The 19,816-nt window shown below is 49.1% G+C and carries 18 protein-coding genes; 3 read left to right on the top strand and 15 right to left on the bottom strand.

Features of this window, described 5'->3' with window-relative positions; all coding sequences use genetic code 11:
* Positions 1-299: 299 nt before the first annotated feature.
* The 8 genes from pnpS to ACFFLE_RS03220 form a co-directional block, all read right to left on the bottom strand.
* Positions 300-2,081: a two-component system histidine kinase PnpS gene (pnpS, locus tag ACFFLE_RS03255; protein WP_380569733.1), complete on the bottom strand. Its 1,782-nt coding sequence runs from the start codon at positions 2,079-2,081 to the stop codon at positions 300-302.
* Complete coding sequence (locus tag ACFFLE_RS03250) at positions 2,078-2,776, bottom strand: response regulator transcription factor (protein ID WP_380569732.1); 699 nt, start codon at positions 2,774-2,776, stop codon at positions 2,078-2,080. Before ACFFLE_RS03250 ends, pnpS begins: the two co-directional genes overlap by 4 nt.
* Before the next feature lie 241 nt (positions 2,777-3,017).
* A complete protein-coding gene (locus ACFFLE_RS03245; protein ID WP_380569731.1) occupies positions 3,018-3,515 on the bottom strand; it encodes a dihydrofolate reductase in 498 nt (165 codons plus the stop codon).
* 26 nt (positions 3,516-3,541) lie between these two features.
* On the bottom strand, positions 3,542-5,002 hold the full coding sequence (locus ACFFLE_RS03240) for a PTS transporter subunit EIIC (RefSeq protein WP_380569730.1): 1,461 nt from the start codon (positions 5,000-5,002) through the stop codon (positions 3,542-3,544).
* A gap of 147 nt (positions 5,003-5,149) precedes the next feature.
* Positions 5,150-5,887, bottom strand: coding sequence for a TspO-related membrane protein (locus ACFFLE_RS03235; protein ID WP_380569729.1), 738 nt, complete (start codon positions 5,885-5,887; stop codon positions 5,150-5,152).
* 81 nt (positions 5,888-5,968) lie between these two features.
* A complete protein-coding gene (locus ACFFLE_RS03230) occupies positions 5,969-6,448 on the bottom strand; it encodes a PH domain-containing protein (RefSeq protein ID WP_380569728.1) in 480 nt (159 codons plus the stop codon).
* A 194-nt stretch (positions 6,449-6,642) separates the two neighbouring features.
* Entirely contained in the window at positions 6,643-7,122 is a 480-nt protein-coding gene (locus ACFFLE_RS03225; RefSeq protein WP_380569727.1) for a nucleoside deaminase, read from the bottom strand.
* A 26-nt stretch (positions 7,123-7,148) separates the two neighbouring features.
* A complete protein-coding gene (locus tag ACFFLE_RS03220) occupies positions 7,149-7,955 on the bottom strand; it encodes a carbon-nitrogen family hydrolase (RefSeq protein WP_380569726.1) in 807 nt (268 codons plus the stop codon).
* A gap of 172 nt (positions 7,956-8,127) precedes the next feature.
* Between ACFFLE_RS03220 and ACFFLE_RS03215 the strand changes: the two genes are divergently transcribed.
* Positions 8,128-8,550 (top strand): GNAT family N-acetyltransferase, encoded by a 423-nt coding sequence (locus tag ACFFLE_RS03215; protein ID WP_380569725.1) that lies wholly within the window; start codon positions 8,128-8,130, stop codon positions 8,548-8,550.
* Between the two features lie 34 nt (positions 8,551-8,584).
* On the opposite strand, the gene ACFFLE_RS03210 is transcribed toward ACFFLE_RS03215, so the two are convergent.
* The 7 genes from ACFFLE_RS03210 to ACFFLE_RS03180 form a co-directional block, all read right to left on the bottom strand.
* Complete coding sequence (locus ACFFLE_RS03210; protein WP_380569724.1) at positions 8,585-9,478, bottom strand: YitT family protein; 894 nt, start codon at positions 9,476-9,478, stop codon at positions 8,585-8,587.
* Between the two features lie 84 nt (positions 9,479-9,562).
* Positions 9,563-10,453 carry a diacylglycerol/lipid kinase family protein gene (locus ACFFLE_RS03205; protein WP_380569723.1) on the bottom strand — a complete coding sequence of 297 codons (891 nt, stop codon included), beginning with the start codon at positions 10,451-10,453 and terminating at the stop codon, positions 9,563-9,565.
* Between the two features lie 261 nt (positions 10,454-10,714).
* On the bottom strand, positions 10,715-11,359 hold the full coding sequence (locus ACFFLE_RS03200; RefSeq protein WP_380569722.1) for a CadD family cadmium resistance transporter: 645 nt from the start codon (positions 11,357-11,359) through the stop codon (positions 10,715-10,717).
* A gap of 101 nt (positions 11,360-11,460) precedes the next feature.
* Positions 11,461-12,690 (bottom strand): metal-dependent hydrolase family protein, encoded by a 1,230-nt coding sequence (locus ACFFLE_RS03195; RefSeq protein ID WP_380569721.1) that lies wholly within the window; start codon positions 12,688-12,690, stop codon positions 11,461-11,463.
* Positions 12,691-12,714: 24 nt separating this feature from the next.
* Positions 12,715-13,866, bottom strand: a complete 1,152-nt coding sequence (locus tag ACFFLE_RS03190; protein WP_380569720.1) for a hypothetical protein — start codon at positions 13,864-13,866, stop codon at positions 12,715-12,717.
* A 143-nt stretch (positions 13,867-14,009) separates the two neighbouring features.
* Positions 14,010-15,503: a pyruvate kinase gene (locus ACFFLE_RS03185; protein WP_380569719.1), complete on the bottom strand. Its 1,494-nt coding sequence runs from the start codon at positions 15,501-15,503 to the stop codon at positions 14,010-14,012.
* An 89-nt stretch (positions 15,504-15,592) separates the two neighbouring features.
* Positions 15,593-16,003, bottom strand: a complete 411-nt coding sequence (locus ACFFLE_RS03180) for a hypothetical protein (RefSeq protein WP_380569718.1) — start codon at positions 16,001-16,003, stop codon at positions 15,593-15,595.
* Positions 16,004-16,136: 133 nt separating this feature from the next.
* On the opposite strand from ACFFLE_RS03180, the gene ACFFLE_RS03175 reads away from it, so the two are divergent.
* Together ACFFLE_RS03175 and ACFFLE_RS03170 are read left to right on the top strand one after the other, a co-directional pair.
* On the top strand, positions 16,137-18,206 hold the full coding sequence (locus ACFFLE_RS03175; RefSeq protein WP_380569717.1) for a HelD family protein: 2,070 nt from the start codon (positions 16,137-16,139) through the stop codon (positions 18,204-18,206).
* 87 nt (positions 18,207-18,293) lie between these two features.
* Positions 18,294-19,685 carry an L-cystine transporter gene (locus tag ACFFLE_RS03170; RefSeq protein ID WP_380569716.1) on the top strand — a complete coding sequence of 464 codons (1,392 nt, stop codon included), beginning with the start codon at positions 18,294-18,296 and terminating at the stop codon, positions 19,683-19,685.
* Positions 19,686-19,816 lie beyond the last annotated feature (131 nt).

The raw sequence follows: 19,816 nt of genomic DNA, 5'->3' as shown, positions 1-19,816 counted from the left end.
ACTCCTCCAATAAATTAAGTGTTGTATTTCCTACAAGCCCTACTCTATCGGATGAATGTAAATTTGAAATGAATAGTTTGTAAAGATTGTGTAAATATGAAAAAAACACCAAAGCCGAACCCCAGGTCACCATTTAAGTATTTTGAATCACATTCAGCTTAGAACCTATTAAGTATTTTCTATGCATATAAAAACACCCCTAACGTTGAACTTTGGAATTCAACTTTAGGGGTGCATCTCAGAAGAAAGCAGAGGCTTTTTATTTTTACGTGCTTTGGCCGGAATCCGCACACAGGCTGTTAGCTGTCTTCCTGCTTTTTCGGCAGCGTCACGATGAAGGTCGTGCCTTCGCCTTCACGGCTTTCGACCTCTATTTCACCGTGGTGAGATTCTATCAGGTGTTTGACTATGGCAAGGCCGAGGCCTGTGCCGCCGGAGTGGCGGGAACGTGCCCGGTCAACACGATAGAAGCGCTCGAATATGCGTGGGAGGCTCTCTTCAGGGATGCCGATGCCATCATCCTCTATAATCAGGCGGACGTTATTCGTATCCTCCTTCAGTGATAACTTGACAGCCCCACCTTCGGCAGTGTAGTTAATGCCATTTCCCACCAGATTGAGTATGATTTGTCTGAGACGGTCTTCATCCCCCTCCAGATATACATCCCTTGATGGATCTGGAAGGGCCAGCCGTGTCTTCTTCTCTTCGATGGCCCCCTGCAGTGTAACGGAAACCTCATGGGCGAGTGCCGTCAGGTTTAGAGGCTCGAGGTTCAGAGGCATCTCCTGCTTCTCTATTTTGGAGAGGTTCAGAAGGTCCCTGATCAGGCGATCGAGCCGCTGGCTTTCATCGTGTATGATCTTGAGGAACTGCTGAGTGGTTTCTTCATCGGTCACTTCCCCGCTCATCAGCGTCTCGGAGAACCCCCTGACCGAAGTGACTGGTGTCTTCAATTCATGCGAGACATTGGCCACAAAGTCACTGCGCATCTTTTCAAGTCTCCTTATCTCCGTAATGTCATGGAGGACGATGATGACGCCACACTGCTGCCATCCTTGGCCATAGTAGGGGGCAAGGTGGGCATCCATGATGCGTTCATGCGGATAATAAGAGTGGACTTCTTCGTGGACCTTCTCATTGGTTTCAAAGACGGCATGTATATGCGGACTGAGGGCGAATCGTTCACCGACTTTCTCATAGGGCTGGCCGATCAGGTTATCCTTATGCTGGGAAAGGAACTTTTCCATCGATGCATTCATCAATGTGACCTTCCCGTCCTGGTTGACGAGCATGACACCACTCACCATATTAGAGATGATGCTCGTAAGCTGCTGTTCATTCTCCTCTATCTCCTTCATCTGGCTCTGCAGACTTGCAGCAAGCGCATTGATGGACTGGGAGAGGTCGCCGATTTCACCTTTTGCCTCCGTGCTCACCCGGCTGCTGTAGTCCTTCCTTCTCAGGCGGGAAGTGACATTCATGATGGTGTCGATCGGTCGTGTGATGCTCCTTGCAAGCATGGTGGTCGCAATGGCGGCCATCAGGAACATCAGACCAAGGGCAATAGACAGGCTGAACCTTAGCTGGTCCATGGCATCATCAATGATGCCTAGGGACAGGGAGCTCCTGACTGCTCCTACAGTCTCCCCTTCAGAAACGAGTGGCAGGGCGACATACATCATATTGAAGTCCTGCGTTGTACTGTGGCGTATCGATTCTCCGAATGTCTCATTCTGCTGAAGCACATCCTGTATTTCAGGACGGTCGAAATGATTGTTCATTTTTTCAGGGTCATTTTCGGAGTCGGCAAGTACGACACCTTCGGTATCCACAACTGTAAAGCGCATCTGAATCGGCTGCTCAAAGTTCTTGATGAGTTCTTGCAGCTGTTCACGTTCATCATAGCTTTCCGAGGCGCTGATGAGCTGTGTGACCATCTGTGCATTTTCGATGAGATGATCGCGGGTCACATCTGTATAGGCATTCTTCAGCAGTGCTGCAAGGATGAACCACAGGATGACGGTCAGGAGGAGAATCAGGATGAAGAAGGCGGATGCAATCCTGAACCATAGACGCTTCATTCTGAAGGAGCCTCGAGCTTGTAGCCGAACCCTCTGATGGTCCGGATGTAGACAGGACGTTTCGGATCAGCCTCGATCTTCTCGCGCAGATGACTTATATGGACATCAACGATCCGCGTATCCCCATCATAGTGGAAGTCCCAAACTCCATTCAGCAGCTGGTCGCGGCTCAGGACCTTGTTCTTATTGTTTGAAAGGTAGAGGAGCAGTTCGTACTCCTTTGGGGTCAGTACGAGCTGTTCGCCGCGGACATAGACATCGTAGGTGTCGGTATGTATTTCTAGTGTACCGAGCTTGATCACTGTAGCTGCATCGGCAGGGGGCTCCTGTATCTGGGTCCTGCGGAGAATCGCCTTGACGCGCGCCACCACCTCCCTTGGACTGAAAGGCTTCGTCATATAGTCATCGGCGCCGAGCTCCAGACCTAGAATTTTATCGAACTCTTCATCCTTTGCTGTGAGCATCAGGATGGGTGTCTCGACCTTTTCTTGCCTGAGTGTTTTGCAGACATCCATTCCATCCATTCCCGGTAGCATCAGATCCAGTACAATCAGGTCGGGCTTTTCAGTTAAAGAAAGATCCAACCCCTGTCGACCATCTTCCGCTGTAATCACTATGTATCCAGCCTTTTCCAAATTGAATTTTATCAATGTAACAATGGATGGCTCATCATCCACTACAAGGATCTTATGCACAGTAATTGCCCCTTCCGTATATATCAGGTTTTTTTAATGTTTTCATTTGTTGGAAAACCATTTTGAGTATATCATGTGGAACCTTTTTATCTGTACAGCTTAACTTTACAACCGACCAAGTGTTTACTGCCGCTCAAAATCTAAAAGACAATTGATATGTTCGAAATTTTCTCATACTGGAATCTGATGGTGTTTTTTCGCTTTTTACGATATGATGCTTTCTTTTTTGAAAAGCCTTGATCTATCTGTTTTTCCGACGCCACACTTCATAAGTGTGGGCATACTTATTTTTATCGTCCACTGGCCCCGCTTCACTTCGGATACACTCAAATTTCCCATAACCGAAGTCCTGCGGGAAATGCGTATCCCCTTTAAAATGTGCATGGATACGGGTGCGGTACAGGATGTCCACATCCTCTTCAAACATCTTAAACAGCGAGGCACCGCCGATGATGTATAGATCGTCACCATATTCTTTCCCGAGAGCTAAAGCGTCTTCCTTTGAATGGACCACCAGCGCTCCAGGCGCCTCGTAATCCTGGTTGCTTGTCAATACGATGTTGCGCCGCCCTGGGAGCGGCCTTTTTGGTATGGTCTCATAAGTTCTGCGCCCCATTACGATATCGCCTTGCAGTGTGACTTTCTTGAAAAAGGCCATATCCGCCGGCAGGTGCCACGGCAATTTGCCGTCTCTGCCGATGACTTTATCTTCATCCTCCGCCCATACATATGCAATCATGTCTTCCCATCCTTTCTTCTTCATATTCACCCGGTTATATTGGCCTTCGCAGGATTTTTAGGCTTATTCTTCTTCTGACGCATCTCCATCTTATCGCTGTAGCCCCATACATAGGTCAGACCAAAGGAGACGAAGAGTGTAATCGCAGTGACCAGGATCGCATACCAGAAATTGGCGGTGATGCCGTTCTCTGGGTCGATGAAAGAAGGCAGGCCAATCAGGGAACCGATGATGCTCCACATATTGATGCTGAATATACCGGTCAGGACACCTCCGACGGCACTTCCTATGCTGGCGCAGATGAAAGGTCTGCGGAAGCGCAGATTGATGCCGTATATTGCTGGTTCGGTAATGCCGCAGAAGGCTGAGAAAGCACCGGCATAACCGAGTTCCTTTATATTCTTCTTCTTCGATTTGACGGCTACTGCCAATGCGGCGCCTCCCTGCCCCACTATCGTCATGCTGATGATCGCGGAAAAGTAGCTGTAGCCGAGTGTCGCAAAATCATTGACGTAGACGGGGATGATTCCCCAATGCAGGCCGAAGACGACAAGTAATTGGTAGAAAGCATTGATCACTCCGCCGAAGAGTGGTGCATTGAGGCTGAGCAGAGCTTGCAGGCCATCCGCCAATAATGTTGAAAATCCGACCAGGATCGGCCCTGTAATGACCAGTGTCAATGCCCCGACTGTTCCAATGATGACAATCGGGATGAAGATGGCCTGGATATAGGCAGACACCCAACCCTTCAGCCAGTCCTCCATCTTCTTGACGAACCAGGCCGCCAGTATCATTGGAAAAATCGAGTAAGTATAAGTGACGAACGGGAAGTCGAATCCGCCCATCGTAAAGATATTCATGCCATCATTAGCTGCTTCAAGTATCGTCGGATGGATGATGAGACCGCCGATGACGGCAGTCAGCAGCGGGTTGCCATCGAGTCGTTTTGCAGCATTGAAGCCGACCAGTACAGGAAGGAAATAGAATACGGCATCCGCCATGGCATTGATGATGAGGTAAGCCGTTCCTGAATCAGTGATGAGGTTGGTGCTCGTCAATACCGCAAGCAGCCCCTTTATGATGCCTGCTGCGGCCAATATGTTGATGATCGGCATGACGGAACCGGTGATGATGCCGATGAAATTATTGACTGCACGCCCGATTTTATCCAGCCCTTTATCGTCTGAATGGTCTTCAGGCGACTCTTCCGGCAATCCATCATCTGCAGTCGAAAGGAACGGGCTGAGGGTCTTATAGATGTCATCCACTGCGGGCCCGACGATGATCTGATACTGCCCGCCTGCCTGCGCCACACCCATGACGCCTTCCAATTCTTCTATTGCTTCCGTGTCGGCAAGCGACTCGTCTTTCAAGTAGAAACGCAGCCGTGTGACGCAATGAATGACATTTTCGATATTACCCGTCCCACCGACCAGCTGAACAATCCTTTCAGCCAGAAATTGATGGTCTTTCTTCTTTTTCTTCATGGATACCCCTCTCCATCTGGTAGCAGATTATCTAATATTTTTGCAGCCTTGCTGATTCCACCATGCAATTAAGGTATGTACATGGTGGGATATATCTGCGTCTTGAAATTAAAGCGCCTCTCGAGCGGTCAACGTCGGGAGGTCCTTTTAGTGCGCCTTCTGCCTAAGCAACTTCGATACCGCCACAAATATAGCCACTGCACTCAGCATCAGACCCGTAATGAGCAGGGTGACATCAAGGTTTCTATACATTCCATCATTTTTAGTGTATATGGCAAAGAATGGCCATAGCGCTATAAGCGGATACAGCCAATCTTTGAAACGGAGTGCGATTGCCGTAATGATCAATGTGGCTGCCACGAGGATGATAATCGTCCATGGCAGTTCGCCCATGCCGAACAGTGTTCCAATATCGCTGCTGACGATAAGTGTGAAGATGTTGACCACCGTCGCAATCGTTACCCAGCTGTAATAGACTGAAATGGGTAGGCGATCAAACCAATGGTATCCTTTTTCAGTCAACAGCACATGCATCCTGGCCAATGTGAACAACACTGCACCAATGACGAGTACTGATGCAATCAGCAATTGCTGGGTGAAGACGACAATCCATAGGCCATTCAGCAGGAAGTTGGCGATCGGCCAGAATTTAAGTTTCCGAACTACTGAATCTTCCCACGATTTCTCGAAAAACAGGCGGATGAGCCATATCAGCATCAAAATGTAGATGACGCCCCATATTGAAAAGGCGTAGCCGGCCGGCTGGATGATTGTCTGATTGTCATTTGCCACAGCGCTTACGTTAGTCGCACTTAAGTAATTAAAAAACAGCATAAGCGCAAAGGCTGCTATATACCCTATGGTCCATTTTCTATGCTCTGACATTTGATCCACTCTCTTTCATCATAATATTCTTTACATACCCTAAAGCCTGCTCTATTATGCTCCTCGATGGGGATATGCCATCTAAAAGATGAAATGGATGATGATCAGAACGAACATGGAGATGCCAAGCCCGATATGAAGTTTCCTGATTTTAAGTCTTGGATCAATCAACAGCCGATACCATCCTGAGAGAACCAGACACAGCAGATTGAATGCTGCGATTGAACCAGTCAATATCTTCATATTGGACAAGTCGAATGTATAGTGATCGATGACCAGAAAACCATGCAGCAGGATGATGATCAAAGCGCCCGTCCCCACGTAGCGGTGATAGGGCCTGATGCGCTTGGAAAATTGAGCCAGGCGGATTTTCTTCTGCCGGTCGCCGATGTTGCGTATCGTCGAGAACACGGCATTGCGTGTCCAATTGAATAGGAACAACAAAAAACCTGTAAAACCAAGCAATATATGTAGATATGGTGTATTGGACGAGAACCCGGCTGCAACATTCCAGACCGCCCAGACCAATAATATAAAGTTAAATAGAAACCAGATGCTCATATGATTGCGCCCCGCTTTTTTCACTTATAGAAGGCACTCCCGACTAAGTTCCAGGCGTAGCCTCCCGCTGCCCCATCATACTGTTTTTGTAGGTCTATCAGCAAGTCTGATGGCCAATTTTAATACCATCGTTTCTAAAAGCCAGTCAGCAAAAAGATCCTCTGCGGTTATCCACAGAAGACCTTTTTCATGGGCTATGCTTTTTGATGATAAGCGAACTGGAGTTCGCGCACTTCTTCCGACAATGCTTCATCGGGCCCATCCACTTCAGCGTCAGGCAGTACCTCAGTGATGGACAGTTGTTTCAGAGGTCCAGGTTCCAAATCCATTTCCTGTTGCCATGTCTTCAGCTGCTTTGTGGAGCTTGCATATACGATGCGGCCAAGGCCGACAAGTCCGTGTGCCGAGGCACACATGGAGCAGTGTTCACCTGAAGTATAGACGGTCGCGTTGCTGCGGTCTTCCTCATTCAGATGTGAAGCCGCCCATCTTGCGATTTCAAATTCCGGATGGCGTGTGGCATCGCCGCCGGCAACCCTATTATGATCTTCAAACAGCACTTCTCCGTCTTTTGATACGAGGAGCGAACCGAATGGTGCATCCCCTTTATCCAGTGCAGTCCGCGCGAGTTCTACGCACCGTTTCAAATGATTTCTATCTGTCTCAGTAATCACATGACCACCCTTTCTCAGAATGTACTCTACAGGCAATGATACATATCCCGCCGCCTGCTTTCAAAAATGGGGACTGCCTGCCTGATGCGTGCCACTTCCTGTGAATCGATGCGTCCACTGACCACAGCTTCAGCCTGCCCTTTTGCTTCGCTGATGACTTCACCCCAAGGATCTGCCATCAGCGATCGCCCTGCGAAAATCTGGCCTCCTATATCACCATACGTATTCACCCCGATGATGTAGCACTGGTTTTCGATCGCCCGTGCCGACAGGAGGGTTTCCCAATGCTTTCTTCGTGCCATCGGCCATTCGGCTGGAACAAAGATGATGGAAGCCCCTTTCAATGCCAGATCCCTGAAAAGCTCCGGGAATCTGAGGTCATAGCAGATCACCATACCGCATCTGCTCCCATCGAGCATGAACGTCTCCACTTTACTGTCTCCTGCCGCAAGGTATCTGGGTTCATCAAGCATCGGCACAAGATGCACCTTTGAGTATTCATACACAAGCGTCCCTTCACGGTCGACGACGAAGGCGGTGTTGTAGACCTTATCCGGATCTTCCTTTATGTTGGCGACGGATCCTGCTACTATATTGACATCATATTGCTGTGCCAATTCCGCTATGAACGATAGTGCCGGTTCAAGGTCATGACAGGCATGCTCCGCTATATTTTCCAGGTCATACCCCGATGTCCACATTTCAGGCAAGACGACGACATCCGTCTCTTCAAGTTTTGCATGTTCGAACTGTGCGCGCACCTTGTTGAGATTACCTTGGAAATCGCCAAATTTCACTTGATACTGCAAAGCTTTTATTTTAATATTCCTCACTCCTCCACTCCGTATGGTGTAATGTCTGTGAGATGCCGATGATCGTCAAAATCAACTTGTCAGAATCATTCTACTTCTCCCTAAAGTATATGGGACATGCCGGGCACTTGCAATTAACGATGGCAAGTCCAGCGCTTTCACGTTATCCTTATAATTAAAAAGAGGTGGGCACATGATTGAGGTAAGGCAGGATAAAAATTTACGGCAACACGACCTTGAGCAGCTCTATATGGCGAAGGGGCAATCCAGATATGAATCGCGATTCGGTGAACTCCATAAAGCAGTCACTGCATCTGATTATCTCATCACTGCATGGGCGGATGAACAGTTGGTTGGTATTCTACGTTCTTCCGGAGATGGGGCTTTTACGCAATACATATCCGACTTCATCGTCCACCCGGATTTCCGTTCACAGGGCATCGCTTCATCCCTGATGGATACTTACCTTGAAGCTGTCGCACATGTTGATGAAATCTATCTGTTCTTTCAAAATAGCGGGCCCAAAACCTTTACTGGAACGTGGCTTGCCTACAGAGGGTTTTCCGAAATAAAAGGGGGATCCGTCCCCTTCATCTACCTTCGCAAGAAAGCATAAAAAATCCCGCTTATCTTTAAGCGGGATTTTGGTTTTATATGAAATAGTTGCCGAGGACGCTGTTGACGTCGTGCACCACCACAAATGCATTCTCATCATAGTGCTTGATGAGGCGCTTGACGCGGGGCAGCTGGTTCTTGTTGATGATGACATACAATATATCCTTATCTGCTTGGGTATAGAAGCCACGTCCCTCCATGATGGTTACGCCCCGCCTGATTTCACTGTTGATCATCTTTCCGAGGCGATCCGGGTGGTCGGAAATGATGGTGATCGCTTTTTTGGGGTTCATACCCTCGATGATGAAGTCCATCACCTTCATACCAATGTAGAGTGCAATGACAGTCAAGAGGACCTGCTCGAGCGTCATGACGGTCAGACCGATTGTAATGACGACCAGGTCAAAGAACAGCAGGGCATAGGAGACGTTGATATCCATGTATTTATTGACGAGACGCGCCAATATCGTCGTACCGGCAGTGGTTGCACCGATGCGGATGACCAGACCGATGCCGAGACCGACGAACAGTCCGCCAAAAACGGTGTTGATCAATATCTGGTCAGTCTGGATCTGCCAGTCTTCGGTCAGCCATAAAAATAAGGACGTCAATATGACCACGACGATTGTATAGTACATGGAACGCCTGCTTAAGAATTTGAAACCCACTACAAGTAAGACTGCATTCATAAGGAAGTTCGAGATTGCCGGTGAAATATCAAATGCATAATATAGGATGACTGCAAGCCCAGTGACGCCCCCTTCGCCGAGATTCCCGGCGATCATGAAGGTATTGACGCCGATGGCGAAAAGGAATGATCCGACGATGATTGTCACGATATTGATCAATGTCTGTTGGGTGATCCTTGAACTGACCGGTAATCTCCGCTTTTCAAAATTCATGTTCTTAAGTTTCTCTCTGATTTTCACAATAATAATCCTCCTCCTAGCCCATATTCCTCTTGGGTGCATTGCGCTTTGGAAAGCATTTATTCAAACTATCGTATGTGGCCTCTACTCTGCATAGGCCTCTGGCACGTTGACTCTGAGGCATCCTTGAAGCAATCTGATATCCATCGCTTCAAATTCATGCGGGTCCCCGTCAATATCCATCGTTTCAAGACGGTCTGTATCCAGATGGAGTGTTTCCGCCTTCATGTAATGCACATTTTTGTGCTCGGCAATCGTCCCCCTGAAAGCTGCAATGATGATTTCAATGATTGCCTTCGGATGCGATGGCGTGATGTTGAGGATATGCAGATGGCGGTCGTCGATGCTTGCGTGCGGCAGCAATTTTTCAAAGCTGCCGACGGATGAGGTGTTCGCTACAATCGTCAATATGGAATCACTCATCACCTTTTCCGATTCCGTTTCGATTTTCACACGATATGCCTTCATTGTGACGAGCGCACGTAATCCGGCATAGAGATAGGCGAAGATGCTGAAGCGATTCTTAGCGGTCGAGCCTACACGGGTGAAAGATTCCATAAAATCACCGAGCGCGATCAAATAGGCGATATGGCGGTCATTGCCCTTGATGACATCCGCTTCTATAGTCTTTTGGGGGGATCTCAGGTTATTTATGGCGGTATCCATGTCAAGCGGCAGACCTAGTGCGCGGGTGTAATCGTTGACGGTCCCTGCCGGCAGGATGGAAAGCGGTGCATCTGACCCACTCTCCACCATGCCATCGATGATTTCACCAATCGTACCATCGCCGCCTGCTGACACAATCAGATCGACATCTGATACAGCCATCGCGATTTCCTTTGCGTCCGCTCCATCCGTGTAGTGGATGTCGACTTTATAGCCCTGACTGTTCAATGCATCGAGCACCCGGTATTCAATGGGCGGTTTCTTTTTTTTACCCGAGTTTTTATTGATGATGACTGCGGCTTTTTTCATATATTACTCCAATCCGGCCATTACAGCCCGTTTGATTGCCTATGGTAATCAATATATATGATAGGGTAAAAAGATAAGCGGCGCAATGACCAATGCTCGCATTATTTTTTATGTAGTGACTGGCACGTTGCTCAATCGTTAGGACCATTGCAGAGTATCTTAAAAAGGACGGCTCCACACCGTCCCTTCTTGCGTTATATCGTTTGAATCTTTTTAGATGCTTCCTTCAGCCACATGTCCAACGACCCAATTTTTATTTGCTCAAAATTGATATGCAGCTAGAAAATATTTTTCACCAGAGAAAGAAAAAGAGCGTCTGCCCGTTTCATTTTCATAGAGGATGAATACCCCAAGGCCAATATATATGAGCGCCATAATCCATGTACCGTACTTTTCTATTGTTTCTCCAACCAGGTCGGTATGTGCTATGCCATGCGCAGTGAAGGCCAGCAGAAAGATGAAAATGAGGAACACCATTAGAGAGACAGCCAGACCGCCTGCATCGATCGTCACAAAATATGGAACGAACAACCCGGTATTATCAGCGCCACAGCTTCCGATTATGATCATCACTACTTTTCCTGTTAACCTGTCCATCCCCTTCTTATCTAAATGCGCTGTTGGCTCCGCCTCATCGGGATCACCCGCCAGCAAGACCTTTACCCCGAAGTATATCGGTATGAGTCCAAGCAGCCCCAAAATCCATTTTTCAGGTATGAAACCGAGCATATAGGCTAAGATGAGACTGACCATGATCAGTATCAATGAACCCACATACTGGCCGATATAGATTTGTCTGATCTGCCTATCCGTCTCTGCCCTGGCAAAAAAGATCAGCAGTATTGCGATCAGATCGATGGCGGTAGCCACGTATAAAACCGCGGCCGTCAATACTGTCTGCAGCATGGAAGCACGCCTTCCTTAATCCCATATACCCAGTTGACCGTTGAAACATCCACCCTGTTCCTGGCATGAAAGAAACCCCGGGCATTGCCCGGGGCTTACGTCTAATTTAATATATTCTTATGGACGACGCCCTCTTTGGCTACGACCGTCACCTTGCTGTTATCCTTCAGCAATCCGATGTCTTCCAGCGGATTATCTTCCACCAGGATGAAGTCAGCTACAAAGTCTTCTTTGATCAGGCCGATGTCCGGATATCCCATACACTCTGCCGCCGTCTTCGTCGAAGCGACGATCGCATCCATCGGTGTCATGCCACACTCGACCATGAGCTCGAGCTCCCTTAGGTTAGTGCCATGCTTGAACACTCCAGCATCAGTGCCCATTGCGATTTTGACGCCTGCTTTATAGGCACGTGTAAAGCTTTCCTTATGGTATTCAATGACTTCCTCCGATTTTTCAATGGCTGTCTTCGGCATCCCCAGCTCTTCGGCGAACTCGAGGACGGAAACCGGCGCCAACAGCGTGGGGACAAGATAGGTGCCCTGGTCCTTCATCAATCCACACACCTCGTCATCCAGGAAGATGCCGTGCTCAATGGAGTGGATGCCCGCTTCCACACATTGCCTGACACCTTCTAAGCCCTGGGCATGGGCCATGACCTTCACACCATTCCTGAACTTCGCCTCTTCGACGATGACCTTCAACTCCTCAAGTGAAAACTGGGTGAATTTCGGGTGGTCCGTCGGGCTCGATACACCACCCGTGGCATGGACTTTAATGATATCCGCCCCAGCCCTCAACATTTCACGCGTCTTCTTCCTGACTTCCTCCACCCCGTCACAGATACCTGCCGGCATGCCGGGGTGTGGTTGGAACAGGTCTGTATTGATGCCTGAATAGTTGTAGCCGTCCCCATGTCCTCCTGTGATGGTCAGGGCGTTCACGCTGATCTGCATGCGCGGCCCAGCCACCAATCCATCATCTATGGCGCGCTTTAGACCGAGGTCACTGCCGAGTGCATCTCTCACTGTAGTGACACCGGCATCAAGCGTACGTTTCAAGTACCCCATTGCCTGGTAGAAGTTATAGGAAAATGGCGTGACCAGCCGTTCTTCCATCGGCTTGAACTCTGTCATCATATGGACATGCGTATCGATCATGCCCGGCAGCATGTATCGCCCACCGCCTTCTATGATTTCCGCATCCTTCACTTCCGCATCCGCATTGACTGCGCTGAACCGGCCGTCTTCCACCAGAACATTTACATTTTCGATTACTTCAGAACCTGTACCATCGATCAGATTAATATTTTTTATAAATAGTTTACTCATTATCTACACTCCTGCTTTAATATTTTAGATTAGACTCATGACGAATGTGGCAATGAATATGGACGCTGTCGTAACGGTGATGAATCCACCGATCAACATCGGCGTGACCAGCTCCTGGAATAGTCTATTCTGATCTTCTATGTTGTTCGTTTCACTGCGGGCGACTTCTTCGCAGATCAGATAGTCCCCCGGAAAACCGATCAAGGCAGTCAATGCGACCGGCACACCCTTATATGGATGCCATCCGACAAGCTTCGAAGCAAGGAACCCCCCACCGATGATGCCGATGATGCCAAGCCCTAAGATCATGGCGACCGCCGGGATGTTGGTGACGACATCCTGCGGGGTGATGCCCCCCATTGTGCCGATGATGACGAATATCAGCGCCACCATCATAAAGCTGAACGAGTTCGCGGATTCAAGCGCACTTTTCGGCAACAGATTGAAATTCAATGCCAGGATACCGAACAGTAGACAGAACAATGTATAGTGGATGCCTGTCAGGTCGCCGATGATGACGCCAAGCATCCCCAACAGGAAAATGACAAACAGCTTGATTGTGTTATTCTTCATCAGACTGAACCGCGAAATACCGCGAGGTTCTTCAAACCCAATACTTTTCTCCTGCATTGCCCATTCCCCAGCCATGAATGTGCGGCCATACCGTTTCATGAAAGCCGTGGCAAGGGGCATCCCGATGACCCCTTGGAAGGATTGGACGAGTACTGGTACAACAATCAGGCTGGATAATCCGAGATTCGTCAATGTCTCGTTTGTAATCAGAAGTGCCACGACCCCACCCGAAACGGGACCGACGCCACTTGCTGCAGTTTCAAAGTCAAACACCAACGTAACAAGATCCAATATAAGCACCAAGGCTCCGACCAACCCGGAAAGGGCGATTATTACAGCACGCCATTGCTTCTTCAGAACCGAAAAGCGCATCAAAGTTCCCATATGTACAATCAGTGGTCCGATGAGTATCGCACCTAAAGCCGGCAAGGTTGATAATTCCAGTATGTTTTCCGGAAATACACCAATCCATGTCAAAATCAAAAATCCCAGCATCGCCGTCATCAACATCGGTATACGAGCCCGCGTCAAGACGGAGATCACTTCTCCTAAAGCGATTAAAGCAAACAACATGACGGTCGCAACTATCGGTTCTTCCATCATAACCTCTCACCCCTTACTCCTCTTTGAAAGTAGTATACGGGGTAACTTGGATAAATTAAACTCTATTTTCAGAAAAAACAGCTAATTCTGACAATGAATACGTTTTCATAAATAAAGAGAGGGGATTACCCCTCCCAAAAGATTCATTCAAACGCGTCACGGGCGATGCCAAGCGACCGGAGCATGGCAGTTTTCTTATAATGATGGTCCTCGAACTTCTCCAGAATATCAGAGACGACCTCGACCCCTTCGACGATATAGTCGCCCTTATTCAGCATGATGCACTCGGCGCGCGAACCGGCGACCACATCCGACATTTCGGAACGGGTCGGAATACCGGTCTTGACGAGGGACTCCACCACTTGAGTCGCCCATATGACGGGGACGTGGGCCGCTTCGCAGATCCACAGGAGCTCCTCCTGCACTTCACTCAGCCGCTCGTAGCCGATTTCAACCGCAAGGTCCCCCCGCGCGAGCATGACACCGAATGGCCGGGCCCCTGCCGCTTTCTGTATGATTTCAGGCAGATTCCGTATGCCTTCCGGGGTCTCGATCTTCGCGACTGATGGCAGTTTGCGGCGCTCGCCTTCAAGTCTTGAATCCAAGGCTTCTTCTATCATTTCGATGTCTCCAGCGTCCTTGATGAATGAAAACGCGATGACATCTGCATGTTGCGCAGCAAAATCAAGATCCCTCTCATCCTTCTTCGTCAGGACCGGCAGCTTGAAATCAAGATCCGGCAGATTGATGCCTTTCTCCGTCTTGACTTTGACACCGCCTTCTTTGACCGTCCGCTCCACCTCACAGATGACCCCGTCATCCAGAATATCGGTCGCCACTGCCTCAATGTGCCCGTCATCGATCTTGATCTTCTGGCCCCGCTCGATTTTACTGATGACTTCAGGGACGGAAGTATTGAGCGCAATCTCAATCCCTTTAGGCAGCGTCATGGCAGTCTTGACCGATAACAGAAAACGTTCGCCCTCCTTCAGTTTCGGATTCCGTTTTGAAGTCAGCAGATGTCTGGTGCGTATTTTCGGTCCACTTATATCCATCAGAATGCGGCATTGTCTGCCGGTCTCCTCCTCGGCACGCTGGATATGTTCAATCATGCCGAGCCACCCATCTTCTTCGTCGTGTGCACAGTTGATGCGTGCCATATCCATACCGGCTTCAACCAGGCTCAGCACAAGCCCATAATCATCTCCCGCCTGGGAAGGCATCGTCACAAGTATGCGGGTGTCCCGTTCCCCGACTTCTCCGAACAGCTGAGCGGTATTTTCCTTCAGTGCCTGGTTGCGCTCCAAAAGCGAGGAAGATGTCCGGTAGTCGATATCGCCGACATCTCGATCGGCAATGAATCCGAGCGTCCGTACGACCGCATTAAGCGTGCCCATCACATCGGCCTCCAATCTGCCTAGGGAAGAGACGCCCCATGGTATGAGCGAGTGTTGGAGCGTGCGCCTGTCATGCTTCCTGAATGCCATATAATAGGCAAGATTGCGGGCGCTCATCTCATATTCTGGACGCATCGATGCTGTACGCCATCTATCAAAAAGGGACTCCCCTTCTTCTTTGACCTGTGTGCGGATCGCCATCACTTCTTCCAATAATGATTGTGCCTTGCTCCTGTCCATCCTCATCACCTCTCCATTATTGATCCATGTTACCTGTATACCCATCAATGGACATAAAAATGCTTCCCCGGCAGATTCCGGAGGAAGCATTAAATACCACGTTTAAAAAACAGATGCAGGAGTTCAAAGAAGCCGATATGAAAAATGACCCATAACAAAAACCCGATATGCCCCTCCAAATTGATGGACTGGACTGCCGCCTGAGGCAATATGAAGTAGAGCACTACTGTAGAAGCCCAGGCTGTCACCATAGCCGGCATGTAGAGGGACGGCCGGTATATATGGAAACCTTTCAGAACGGTCGCGAGAACGATGGAGACAACGAGATGAATTGCTGTCTCCACTAACAGATGCAGTTCACCATCATATACGAAATCAATGTTCAACAACAGTGTCATCAATTCTATCTCCGCACTGTACTCGACATAGGCGCATACAAGAAAAAGCAGAACGCCTGACGCGATGCCTGCAACCAAACCTGAAACAATAATTTTCTTCATGGTCAATGTCCTCTAATTTATAAAATTAAATCAATTCGACATCTCCATTGTAGCACAGCACACCTACGATTTTAAGACTGGCAATTGAAGCCGAACCGATATATGATGAATGTCGAGATAAAGGAGGGTTTTCTTGAAAAATCTATCATTTGAAGAAGAAGCGCACCACCTCACCTTCATCACCAGCTTCCTGAAGGTCTTCCATGCCGACCTGAAAAGGAGACAGGATACGGTGTCACAAGGCATACTCGACACACGCCAGGACATCAACGAGAATATATCCAACGTTGTTGATTTCGCTGACGGCAACGTCATGGAATTCGTCCAGATGCTGCCTGAAATCAGAAGGACCGAGATGAACTTCAACTATATCCATACAATGCTTGAACGCACCAGACGGATGCTGCCGAAGCCGTACTTCGGAAAAATCGTCGTCGATGGGGAGCCGCTCTACATCGGCACCGGCACCATCAAGGACCGCGATGACGACATATTGATATACGACTGGCGCACGCCTGTTGCAGGCCTGTTCTATGAAAATACGACCGGGGAACTCGACTATATCATCCCGGACGGAAGCCGGATCGATGCGACTGTCACGGAACGCCGCCAGTTCATCATAGAAGATGGTACGCTGGTCAACATGTTCGACAGCGATATGTATATCGGAGATGAAATACTGCAGCAGATGATCACCGATTCCTCGCAGTCCAAACTGAAGAATATCGTCTCCACCATCCAGCAGGAGCAAAATGATGTCATCCGCCTGCCGCTATCGCAGGACACCCTCGTCTATGGCCCCCCGGGGAGCGGCAAGACTTCCCTTGCGATGCAGCGGATCGCCTTTTTGCTCTATCAGCACAAGGGCAAGCTCGACCCCGGTAACATCCTTCTCGTATCACCCAATGAAGTGTTCAATGATTACCTCTCCGATGTACTGCCTGAACTGGGCGAGAATCATGTGAAGAACATGACGTTCTATCGCCTCATCAGCCGCTTCCCGTATTTTGGCGGCCGCCGGTTCGAGACGGTCTACGAAAACATCAGACGGTTAAGGGAGACCGACCAGGGTCATGACATCTATGCCTATAAGAACTCCCTCCACTACTTTGAATCGCTGCACCGCTTCATGAACCGTCTTCATGAGACAGGCATGGAATTCCGTGAACTGAAGGGTGAAGACGGCATCTTCTTCACAAAAGAGCAGCTACAGCACCTTTTCTATAACGAGTTGGGGCATCATCCGATCAGCCGCCGCCTGTCGCTGATCCGCGAGCGGCTTTTGAACCTCTACACGGAAAGGGTGGCAAGCCTGACGAACGAGCGGTTTGAGACATTGCTTTCTGACAACCAGTACATCGGTGAACGCCACGAACTTAAGAACGAGGCACACCAGCATGCCAAAGCCCAGCTTAAAACTGTGCATCGCCAAATTTCACTCTACCGCTTCGTCCACTTCGAGAAGTTGTACGTCAACTCCATCGGAGAAAAGGCATTCCGCAATCCGACGATCCAATCGATCAAGGAAAACCATTTCAAATATGAAGATATCGCACCACTGCTCTATATGTTCATCCGCCTGCTCGGCCGCGCCGATAGAAAAATCCAGCATGTTCTTGTAGACGAAGTGCAGGACTATTCGAATATCCAGTACTATGTCCTCCGCCATTTCTATAGGAATGCCACATTCACGAGCCTCGGCGACCCGAACCAGCAGATCCATCCCGGACGTAAAGATGCGCTCGTCGCCAAGAATCATGTCAAGAAGGCACTTGAACGGTCATATCGTTCGACCAATCAGATCAATGCCTTCTTGAACACTCTCATACCAGATTCCATACAGTCGGCCTCAATCGACGGTGCGCCCGTCCACCATGTCGAGACGACGGATGAACTCGCGAGCGTCCGCAGCATCCTGCAGTCGGCATCACATCCTCAAGTCGCCATCATCACCCCTTCCAGGGAATCGGCGGATGCATGGTTCGAACAGTTGAAGGATGATTTCCCGGACCTTAAAAACCTCGGGGAGACGGATACCCTCTATAACCAGTCGTTCATCATCCTGCCGTACTATCTATCGAAGGGATTCGAATATAATACGGTGATTCTGACGGATGCTTCAAGCTATAAAGATTCAGTGCACATCCTCTATGTCCTCGCGTCACGGGCGACACGGCACTTATATCTGATGAATTCCGACTAATACAATAAGAATTTAGTAATTCCTACTTTACAAGTAGGGATTACTCGTTTATGATGATACTATTCATATCGAAAGGGGTTCCCTCAATTGAATCTATTATTGGTCATCATAAATCTTGTTGTATTTCTATCACTGATCGGGGCTTTGGTCATACTGAAGCAAAGAAAAGTGAAATTCTCCTATCGCGTGATGCTCGGCCTGTTGGTCGGCCTCGTATTCGGCGCCGCCCTGCAGCTCATCTATGGCACTGAAAATATAGTCATCACCCATACGATGGACTGGGTCGCGATTGTCGGCAGCGGGTTCGTCAGACTGCTCCAGATGATCGTCATGCCGCTTGTATTCATCTCCATACTTGGTGCATTCGCCAAAATGGATATGAAGGAGAAATTCCTTAAATCAGGCATCAAAATCATTGCGATACTGCTCGGTACAACAGCAATAGCTGCCACTATCGGCGTCTCTGCTGCGCTCATCTTCGATTTGGACGCATCCAACTTCAACCTTGGCGAAGAAGAGAATGACCGTTCCATCGCACTCGAATCGACTGCGTCAGAAATTGAAGGGCAGACGTTGCCAGAACAACTGTTGTCCCTGCTGCCTGCCAATCCTTTCCTTGATTTCACAGGAGAGCGCGCGACTTCCACTATCGCAGTTGTATTTTTCGCCGTATTCATGGGCGTCAGCCTCATCCGCCTTATGGACCGGGATCAGGAAAACGGTGAGAAGATACGCAGCGGCATCATCGCCGTCAATGGATGGGTCATGCAGCTCGTAAAAATCATCATCGCATTGACGCCTTATGGTGTATTGGCATTGATGACATCCACCGTCGCCACTTCAGACTTCGCCGCAATATACGATCTGGGAGTGTTCGTCGTCGCTTCCTATGCGGCACTCATTACAATGTACCTGGTCCACCTTGGCCTGATTGCCTTGACGGGACTCAACCCTGTACAATATTTGAAGAAGACGCTCGAGACTCTGATTTTCGCCTTCACTTCACGTTCAAGTGCGGGCACCTTGCCGCTTAATATACAGACCCAGCGGACACGCCTCGGTGTCCCGGCGAGCGTTGCGAACTTTTCCGGCAGCTTCGGCCTATCCATTGGGCAGAACGGTTGTGCCGGGGTATATCCGGCAATGCTCGGCATCATGATTGCACCGGCAGCAGGGGTTGAAATCAACGCGCAGTTCATCGTGACACTGATCGCCGTTACGGTAATCGCCTCACTCGGCATCGCTGGTGTCGGTGGTGGTGCGACATTTGCCGCCATCATTGTATTGTCGACGATGAACCTGCCGATCGCCCTTGCCGCGGTCCTGATTTCCATCGAGCCGCTTATCGACATGGGCAGAACGGCACTCAACGTCAGTGGTTCCATGACAGCCGGCACCATCACCGCCCAGACGAATGGCTCATTGGACAAAGATATCTTCGATGATCCGCACCTCGATGAATTGACTGCGGAGACTTAAGAAGCACCAGTCATCACAATGCTTCAACATCTAAAATAAGTCCGTAGTTCCAAAGAAATCCCCCCGACCGTGCCGGTCGGGGGGATTTGTACTGCTTAAGGCTTTTGTGCAAGCCCTGATCGGTTTCGAGT

The sequence above is a fragment of the Salinicoccus siamensis genome, assembly GCF_042429615.1.
Lineage (GTDB): Bacteria > Bacillota > Bacilli > Staphylococcales > Salinicoccaceae > Salinicoccus > Salinicoccus siamensis.
Note: the sequence above shows the minus strand (reverse complement) of the source record. Positions and strands in the feature narration are given on the sequence as shown.